Source organism: Acinetobacter sp. YH12098 (genome assembly GCF_013419235.1).
In the GTDB taxonomy this organism is placed as follows: Bacteria; Pseudomonadota; Gammaproteobacteria; order Pseudomonadales; family Moraxellaceae; genus Acinetobacter; species Acinetobacter amyesii.
Genome location: NZ_VPAO01000066.1, coordinates 1 through 8229 on the forward strand (window position 1 = coordinate 1; position 8229 = coordinate 8229).

Below are 8229 nucleotides of genomic sequence, written 5' to 3' on the forward strand. Positions count from 1 at the left end.
TACATTGTGTGGCTTCCTAAATATAGTCCAGATTTAAATCCAATAGAAAATATGTGGTCACGAGTCAAGGCGATTCGAACTAAGTTTAGAGTTAAAGATATTGATAAATTATTTAAAGATTACTGTAGTGATTTATTTGGTATTTAGCTATATTGTGTAATTTCATGCTGACGGTCTGCAATATCTTTATGTTGAATTGAGCGCAGTACTTTTGAGCCATCTAAACCAATGCCTTCAATGATGCTTTTTAAAACCTGAATATCAGCAATATTTTGACCGTGTGCAAATAATGCATGGAATAATAAGGCTTGAGTCAGGGCATATTGATCCAGAATATTGTCCAAGGCCAAAATACCTTGATGAGCCAGTTGACTGTTTGGCATACGTTTCATGTGCTCAATATTGACAATCACATCTTCGCTATAAGCGGCAAACTTTGTCATTTCGAGTTTTCGATTTGCTGCACTTGCGCCATACTTATTGGTTAAATACTACAGCACATCTAAGCCTTGTTCAGGAATTTCAGGAACGCGTTGAATCGGCAATAGCTCTACACGGGTTGCGGTATGTTCATTCCAGTTTTGTTTTAACTTTTGAAATGCGACATAACTCATGGGATAAACAATATCAAAGACAAATTCAATTTTCATTATTCTGCTCACTGTTGATTTTATACTTGTAGATCGATGGCTGATTGATGCAAGGGATTGATTGTGGCTTTATTGATGGAACTCAAAAGCAGTCAAATCACCTGATATTTCATTTGATTTAATGCCGTCTTGCTGAAATGAAACTTAAAGCTTTATAAAGATTTTGTAATTAATCAGGACGTAAGTGGGTCTTGCGCAGGCTTGGTGTGATTTCAATAAAAAAGAAAAAAATGAGGGATTTATCACGATATATATGTACGAAATAAATCATTTTAATGTTAATATAGGCCCATATATTTATGATTTAGAAAGAAATTTAATCATTTGATTTGTAAAACCGATTAATTTTATAAAAACAAACCGTTTCACCTATTTAATGGTTTGTTCTATCATTCTCTCATCAAATAAATTTACTCCTCTGGAGACGTTAGCAATGTTAGATCAAAATACTTCTGCTCAATTAAAAACCTTACTTGAACGCCTTGAAGGCCCGATTGAAATCGTCGCGACTTTAAACGGCACTGACAAATCAGACAAAATTAAAGAATTGGTGACCGAAGTTGCTGCCTTATCTGATTTAGTGACTGCACGTTTTGACGGTAACAACAGCCGTGCGCCAAGCTTTGGTATTGCAAAAGCAGGTGAAACACCACGTGTATTCTTCGCAGGTCTACCGATGGGCCACGAATTCACTTCTTTGATTTTGGCATTGTTACAAACCTCTGGTTATGCACCGAAAGTTTCTGACGAAGTACTGAATACCATTAAAGGTTTAGGTCTTAAAACTGACTTTGATGTGTTCGTATCACTCAGCTGCCATAACTGTCCTGACGTGGTTCAAGCCTTGAACCTAATTGCGATCTATAACCCAGGTACAACTGCAACCATGATTGATGGTGCATTCTTCCAAGACGAAGTCGAAGAACGCAAAATCATGGCTGTACCAATGGTATTCCAAGACGGTGAGCACATTGGTCAAGGTCGTATGACCTTGGAAGAAATCATTGCTAAATTAGACACCAACTCTGCCGCAAAAGATGCTGAAAAGTTAAATGCCAAAGAAGCCTTTGATGTTCTTGTGATTGGTGGCGGCCCTGCAGGTAATACTTCTGCAATCTATGCTGCACGTAAGGGTATTAAAACCGGTATCGTGGCTGAACGCATGGGCGGTCAGGTCATGGATACTATGGACATTGAGAACTTCACCTCAATTCAAAAGACTCAAGGTCCTAAGTTTGCTGCTGAAATGGAAGCACATGTACGTGAGTACGGTGTGGACATCATGAACTTGCAACGTGTATCTGACATCAAAGGTGCTGACCAAACAGCCAATGGCTTGGTTGAAGTGACTTTAGAGAATGGTGCAAAACTTGAATCTAAAACAGTGATTCTTTCAACAGGTGCACGCTGGAGAGAGATGAATGTTCCAGGTGAGCAAGAATACCGTACTCGTGGTGTTGCATACTGCCCACACTGTGACGGTCCATTGTTTAAAGGTAAACGTGTTGCGGTGATTGGTGGTGGTAACTCAGGTGTCGAAGCGGCGATTGACCTTGCTGGTATTGTAGAACATGTAACACTCGTTGAGTTTGATACTAAGCTTCGTGCTGACCAAGTCCTTCAAGATAAGTTAAACAGCTTACCGAATACCACTGTGATCATGAATGCATTGTCTACAGAAGTGGTTGGTGATGGTTCACAAGTGACTGCATTGAACTACAAAGACCGTGCAACTGATGAAATCAAAACGATTGAATTGGCAGGTATCTTTGTACAAATCGGTTTGTTTCCAAACACTGATTTCTTAAAAGAAACAGCAGTTGAACTTTCAAACCGTGGTGAGATCGTAATTAACGAGCGTAACGAAACCAATGTAAAAGGTGTATTTGCTGCAGGTGACTGTACAACAGTACCGTACAAACAAATCATCATTGCGACAGGTGAAGGCGCGAAAGCATCATTGTCTGCTTTTGATTACATCATCCGTTCGGGTCAATAAAAGAAAGGCCAGTGTGTTTCGAGAAACACGCTGGCCGCGCTGAATGTTGTCATTTGAATATTATTTTTCTTAATATTCTCGTTTTACAGGAACTTTGGACGCTAACACCGGAGTTCCTTTTTTTGTCTGCAAAATTAGGATTCAAAATGTCCCCACACATTTTGAATCCTATTCGTTGCCCAGCTATTTTTGTTTTACAACCTTATTTTTATACTTTCCCCAAGGTTGTTTCTCTATAAAATATAAAGCGGAGTAAGCAATTAATATACCAATCACATCAAAAATTTAAGATTTAAATAAATTCAAGCCTTTAAACTTCTCCATTAACTGCTCATCTGTCTCCACATGTTCAGGATGAGGCACAATACACTCAATCGGACAAACTGAAACACAAGTTTGGTGCGCATAGAAACCGACACATTCAGTACAACGTGCGACATCGATTTCATAAATCTTTGAGCCTTCATAAATGGCATCATTGGGACATTCAGGTAGACACATGTCACAATTGATGCATTTATCTGTAATCAACAAAGCCATAAAGTGAACTCAAGCCTGATAAGCTAAAGATGAAGCCGAAATATCCACTGTCGAATTGGGTAAGTTACGAATCAGTAAGGCATAGCGCATATCGACATCAGCAGGCACAGGAATATCCACGATATGACCTGAACCTTTGGCATCGTCAATTAGATTACCTTTTTTATCTTTCATTTCAGTTAAAACGAAGGTGATGTTGCCTGAAGTGGTCATCAGTTCTAAAGAATCACCTACAACAAAACGGTTTTTCACTTCGATTTTAAGAGAGTCGCCATTGCGTTCTAAAACTTCACCTACAAACTGTTGATGATCAAAACGTGAAGAGCCGGTTTCATAGTTTTGATATTCACTATGAACATGGCGGCGTAAAAAACCTTCGGTATAACCACGGTTCGCAAGACCTTCAAGCTGAGACATGAGAGCAGGGTCAAACGGTTTACCTGAAAGGGCATCATCGATGGCTTTACGATAAATTTGAGCGGTACGCGCACAGTAGAAGTAAGACTTGGTACGGCCTTCAATTTTTAAAGAATGAATGCCCATTTTGGTTAAACGGTCTACATGCTGTACAGCACGCAAGTCTTTTGAGTTCATGAAATAAGTGCCATGTTCATCTTCTTCGGCAGCAAACATGTCTTCTTCATTGCGTTGTAATAAAACCGGCTCGCCGAATTGGTGTTGTTCTAGGGCGTGTTGCTCATCGGCATTTTTATTATTGCAGCATGATGATTCTTTAATTTGTGTGACTGGAATAACATCACCAGTTTCATCTTCAACTGCATCGTGAATTTTATAATCCCAACGGCATGCATTGGTACATGCACCTTGGTTTGCATCACGTTTATTCATATAGCCAGAAAGTAAGCAACGACCGGAGTAAGCCATACATAATGCACCGTGTACGAAAACTTCAATTTCCATATCAGGTACATTGTGTTTAATTTCTTCAATTTCTTCGATTGATAATTCACGTGACAGAATGACACGTGTCAGTCCCATATTTTTCCAAAATTTAACCGTTGCCCAGTTCACCGCATTGGCTTGGACAGACAAATGAATGGACACTTCTGGAAAATGTTCACGCACCATCATGATCAGACCGGGGTCAGACATGATTAGCGCATCAGGATCCATGGCAACCACAGGCTCAAGGTCACGGATGAAATTTTTCAGTTTTGAGTTATGCGGTTGGATATTCACCACCACATAAAACTTTTTACCTAAGGCATGAGCTTCTTCAATGCCAATTTTTAAATTGTCATGGTCGAAAGCATTATTGCGCACACGTAAGCTATATCGCGGCTGACCTGCATACACGGCATCTGCGCCATAAGCAAAAGCGTAGCGCATATTTTTTAATGAGCCAGCAGGTGAGAGGAGTTCGGTTACGTGTTGAATCGTCATGTCAATAAAGGCATAAAAAATTTATGGCTTTATTGTAGTGATCTAAAAAAAGGATTCAACCAAGTATTTTAGTTGGGTTTTCAAGATATTTCGTTTTCCAAATGTTTTAAAATTTGGCAATCATTAATTTGACTGGTTTCATTACAACTAGCACGGAGCTTACTTAACTGTATTTTAAAATTTTCTAATTCTTTAATTTTTTCAGAAACTTGACGAATGTGATTATCAATTAATTCATTCACAGCATGACAGCTTTGCGTAGGGGATTGCTCAAGTTCAAGCAGGGTTTGAATCTCGGTGAGAGAAATATCGAGGTTTCGACAGCGCTTAATAAAAACCAAACGTTTGTACATTTCTTCATCATAATAGCGATAATTGTTGTCTGCGCGGAAGCTAGGTTTCAGCAGTTTTTTCTTTTCATAAAAGCGAATACTGTCAACGCTTACCCCAGCTTTGGTGGACAATTCTTTAATCAAATAATGTTTTTGTACGTTCATGCTTGACCTTGGAGTGAGTCCATAGTTTTGAATAAGAATAATACAAATCCATTGATTTTTAAATTGGAGCATATTTATGGCATGTACATGTAGTCATGAGCCAGCACCAAGCAAACCCAACAGTAAATTTCGTATTGCACTTTGGATTGCCCTAATCATTAACGCCATAATGTTTTTGGTAGAGCTGATTGGTGGGGCTTATGCACATTCTTCTGCGCTTTGGGCGGACTCGTTAGATTTCTTTGGTGATGCCGTAAATTATGGGGTTTCATTAGCCGTACTTGGCGCCAGTTTATATTGGCGTGCAACAGTTGCCTTGGTGAAAGGTTTTGTTATGGCAGCGTTTGGGATCGTGGTCATTGCCAAAGTGCTCTATGCCTATGCCAATGGGATCGCTCCTGAACCGATCACCATGGGGCTGATTGGTATTTTGGCTCTAGTTGCTAATGTCATTTGTGCATATGTTTTATATGCCTTCCGAGAAGGTGACTCCAATATGCAATCCGTTTGGCTATGTAGCCGTAATGATGCGATTGGTAATGTCGCGGTGATCTTGGCGGCTGTTGGGGTATTTGGTACAGGCAGTCTATGGCCAGATTTGATCGTGGCGGCAATCATGGCGATCTTAGGTTTAACGGGTGGTTATCAGGTGATTCGAAAAGCACTGCAAGAGCGTAAGCAAAAAGATATTCTGAGTACCCCTTGCTCTTAAAATACTTACTCTTAAATCCACCGTTAATGGCATTCATTTTATCCATGTTTTTAACGCAGATGAATAGTCGTTAAATCACTAGTTGAAATTAAAATAGCAGTCAGTTTTATACGAAATTTTCCTGACTGCTAATTTGATAAATCTTCTGAAATCAGACTGTATTTAATGGGGTGCTGAGGTTTTATCTACAGACTCCAGTTAAGTTATGCTTTACAATAGCGCGCGAAAATCATGTTTAAAAATTAGGTTTTCTACCTTAAAAGCTTTATGTTTAGGCTCCATTGGTGCATCAGGTAAATTAAATGTCGAAAAAGCAAGACATCATTAACGTTGCGCTCCAACTCTTCAATTCTTATAGCTATAACTCGATTGGTATAGATCGAATTATTGGGGAATCGGGCGTTGCTAAAATGACGTTTTATAAATATTTCCCCTCTAAAGCCAAATTAATTGAAGAATGTCTCGTGATTCGAAATCTTAATTTACAGGAATCACTTGAAGCTACTATTGCAAAATGTGATCCAGAAGACCATCTTTCGCATATTAAAACCATTTTTGCTTGGTACGATGCTTGGTTTCGTACTGCAGATTTCAATGGTTGTATGTTTCAAAAAGCAGTAGAAGAAATATCTAAAGTTTATCCGTCTTCATTGCAACCTGCGATTGACTATAAAGAGTGGCTTAAATCAAAACTAAGTACTGCCTTACAAAATCTGGGCATTCAGCAAACTGAACAACTAGCTGCATTTCTGAGTAGTATTTTGGATGGCATGACCATCCAAGCCCAAATTGACTCCAACCAAGTGCATTTAGCAGATTATTGGAAGCGAGTTGAAACCTTAATTCGTTTGGAATTGACCGCTTAAATTTGTTTGTAGGCATCTAGGTTTTAAATCTAGCGACGACTTATTTGTATTGATTAACCATCAATTTTTTTCAAATACTTTAAGATTCTAAGAAAATAAAAAGCGCGATTATTTGGGGTAATCGCGCTTTGCTGACAATTGTGCGTTCAAATCATTCACTTTGTTAGCTTAAGTCAATGATTTGATTTTCGAACGTTTTATACGTTTTCTCTCATTTATATTTTTACCCTCTGAATGCTAAATTCATTCGGTTTTTGCAGCAAAATAGACAGACTTGTCTGTTTTTTTGAATTATAGGGGATCTTAGGTGAATTACAAGACAGGAAAGAAAGGGTTGTGTGTTTTTTAATCTGACTTGAGTTTAAATTAATCTACTATTTTTAAAGATAATATTAAAAAATTAATCATTAAGCTCGGTGCTAATTAGACGATAAACTATTTTTACACTTGTGTGAATGACGTTGCTTGTTGGATGCAAGTGCATGGTCTAAGACCATTTGGTGAATATTTTATATGCAAGAAGTATTTAGTGAGTGGGTTCTCAGCTTTTTAGTTTTAAGTGAATTTTTGAATCGTGGATTTTACATAACGAAACATCTTCTATGTTTTTAAGCATTAAGTTTATTGATGAATTTGACTAAACTAGCAGCAAAATTATTTCCATGATTACAATTTAGAATTTTTATTATGTTAGGCAAAATATTTGCTGTATTAGAACAATTGGGTCTATCCGCCCAAAAACGTGCCATTCATGTGCAATTTTCCAACCCTGCGTTGAATGATGAGCTTTTTATTCAACGTATTGATGGGGAGCATGTCTTAAACCAAGGCGTGCAAGCGACTTTGATTTGCCTATCTACTAATGCACTTATTCCACTAAAACAATTTATTGGCGCACAAGTTGCCGTTGATCAAGTGACTGATCAGGGCGAACTCTTCCGTACTACGGGTATTATTACAGAGGCGGCTCAAGGGCAGAGTGACGGTTCACTCACCCTATATAAACTCACTTTAGAAGATGCAACTTCACTGTGGCATAAACGCCGCAACAGCCGTGTGTTTATGAACAAATCTGTTCGCGATGTTAGTGAAACAATCTTCAAAGAATGGCAAAGCAAAAGTCCGCTCTTTGCTGCCAGTCTAACGCTTGATCTAAGCGGTTTAAGCCAAAACTATGATGTACGACCTTTCATCATGCAGTCGAATGAAAGCGATTATGACTTTTTAACGCGACTTTGGCGCAGTGAAGGCATCAACTGGCTCATCGATGAAGCGCAGCTGAAAGTGCCACCTTCCTCAGCCCCAATTGAAAAACAAAAACTTCGCCTGATTGATGACAATAGCCAATATCAAGCACTCAGCCGTCGTAGCATCCGCTTTCATCGCTCTAGCGCCACAGAAAAACAAGACAGCATCACCAGCTTGATCGGTGAGCGTAGCATTCAACCGACTGCGGTCCATGTGCAGCGCTGGCAAGCCGATGGACTGAGCCAAGAAGAAGGCGCAGGTTCTGTTCAAAGCAAACATCAGCATAGCCAAAGCCAAGACAATGCCAGCTTAA

At 39.0% G+C, this 8229-nt stretch carries 10 protein-coding genes; 5 read left to right on the plus strand and 5 right to left on the minus strand.

Going from position 1 to position 8229, the window contains the following annotated elements:
• The first annotated feature begins 6 nt into the window (after positions 1-6).
• A complete protein-coding gene (locus FTU38_RS17075; RefSeq protein WP_373684017.1) occupies positions 7-147 on the plus strand; it encodes a transposase in 141 nt (46 codons plus the stop codon).
• Here the strand turns inward: FTU38_RS17075 and FTU38_RS16925 are convergent.
• Both FTU38_RS16925 and FTU38_RS16930 read right to left on the minus strand, forming a co-directional pair.
• Positions 144-443 carry a hypothetical protein gene (locus tag FTU38_RS16925; protein WP_257225746.1) on the minus strand — a complete coding sequence of 100 codons (300 nt, stop codon included), beginning with the start codon at positions 441-443 and terminating at the stop codon, positions 144-146. The genes FTU38_RS17075 and FTU38_RS16925 overlap by 4 nt on opposite strands.
• Positions 444-491: 48 nt before the next feature.
• Positions 492-650 carry a hypothetical protein gene (locus tag FTU38_RS16930; RefSeq protein ID WP_257222656.1) on the minus strand — a complete coding sequence of 53 codons (159 nt, stop codon included), beginning with the start codon at positions 648-650 and terminating at the stop codon, positions 492-494.
• 433 nt (positions 651-1083) lie between these two features.
• Between FTU38_RS16930 and ahpF the strand changes: the two genes are divergently transcribed.
• Positions 1084-2649, plus strand: a complete 1566-nt coding sequence (gene ahpF / locus FTU38_RS16090) for an alkyl hydroperoxide reductase subunit F (protein ID WP_180111849.1) — start codon at positions 1084-1086, stop codon at positions 2647-2649.
• Between the two features lie 285 nt (positions 2650-2934).
• Here ahpF and FTU38_RS16095 read toward each other — a convergent pair whose 3' ends face one another.
• From FTU38_RS16095 to FTU38_RS16105, 3 genes are all read right to left on the minus strand, one after another.
• On the minus strand, positions 2935-3189 hold the full coding sequence (locus FTU38_RS16095; protein ID WP_180009475.1) for a YfhL family 4Fe-4S dicluster ferredoxin: 255 nt from the start codon (positions 3187-3189) through the stop codon (positions 2935-2937).
• Positions 3190-3198: 9 nt separating this feature from the next.
• The gene (gene yegQ / locus FTU38_RS16100) at positions 3199-4593 is read right to left on the minus strand and encodes a tRNA 5-hydroxyuridine modification protein YegQ (RefSeq protein ID WP_180111851.1); all 1395 of its coding nucleotides are present in this window, start codon (positions 4591-4593) and stop codon (positions 3199-3201) included.
• 80 nt (positions 4594-4673) lie between these two features.
• Complete coding sequence (locus FTU38_RS16105) at positions 4674-5090, minus strand: Cd(II)/Pb(II)-responsive transcriptional regulator (protein WP_180004216.1); 417 nt, start codon at positions 5088-5090, stop codon at positions 4674-4676.
• A 76-nt stretch (positions 5091-5166) separates the two neighbouring features.
• Between FTU38_RS16105 and FTU38_RS16110 the strand changes: the two genes are divergently transcribed.
• From FTU38_RS16110 to FTU38_RS16120, 3 genes are all read left to right on the plus strand, one after another.
• A complete protein-coding gene (locus tag FTU38_RS16110) occupies positions 5167-5802 on the plus strand; it encodes a cation transporter (RefSeq protein ID WP_180004217.1) in 636 nt (211 codons plus the stop codon).
• A gap of 302 nt (positions 5803-6104) precedes the next feature.
• On the plus strand, positions 6105-6668 hold the full coding sequence (locus FTU38_RS16115; RefSeq protein WP_180004218.1) for a TetR/AcrR family transcriptional regulator: 564 nt from the start codon (positions 6105-6107) through the stop codon (positions 6666-6668).
• A 687-nt stretch (positions 6669-7355) separates the two neighbouring features.
• A partial coding sequence (locus FTU38_RS16120) for a phage late control D family protein (protein ID WP_180111854.1) occupies positions 7356-8229 on the plus strand: 874 nt, incomplete at its 3' end.

Coding starts and splice junctions, on each gene's coding strand:
- FTU38_RS16925 (WP_257225746.1), bottom strand. CDS start 443: ATGACAAAGTTTGCCGCTTATAGCGAAGATGTGATTGTCAATATTGAG.
- FTU38_RS16930 (WP_257222656.1), bottom strand. CDS start 650: ATGAAAATTGAATTTGTCTTTGATATTGTTTATCCCATGAGTTATGTC.
- ahpF (WP_180111849.1), top strand. CDS start 1,084: ATGTTAGATCAAAATACTTCTGCTCAATTAAAAACCTTACTTGAACGC.
- FTU38_RS16095 (WP_180009475.1), bottom strand. CDS start 3,189: ATGGCTTTGTTGATTACAGATAAATGCATCAATTGTGACATGTGTCTA.
- yegQ (WP_180111851.1), bottom strand. CDS start 4,593: ATGACGATTCAACACGTAACCGAACTCCTCTCACCTGCTGGCTCATTA.
- FTU38_RS16105 (WP_180004216.1), bottom strand. CDS start 5,090: ATGAACGTACAAAAACATTATTTGATTAAAGAATTGTCCACCAAAGCT.
- FTU38_RS16110 (WP_180004217.1), top strand. CDS start 5,167: ATGGCATGTACATGTAGTCATGAGCCAGCACCAAGCAAACCCAACAGT.
- FTU38_RS16115 (WP_180004218.1), top strand. CDS start 6,105: ATGTCGAAAAAGCAAGACATCATTAACGTTGCGCTCCAACTCTTCAAT.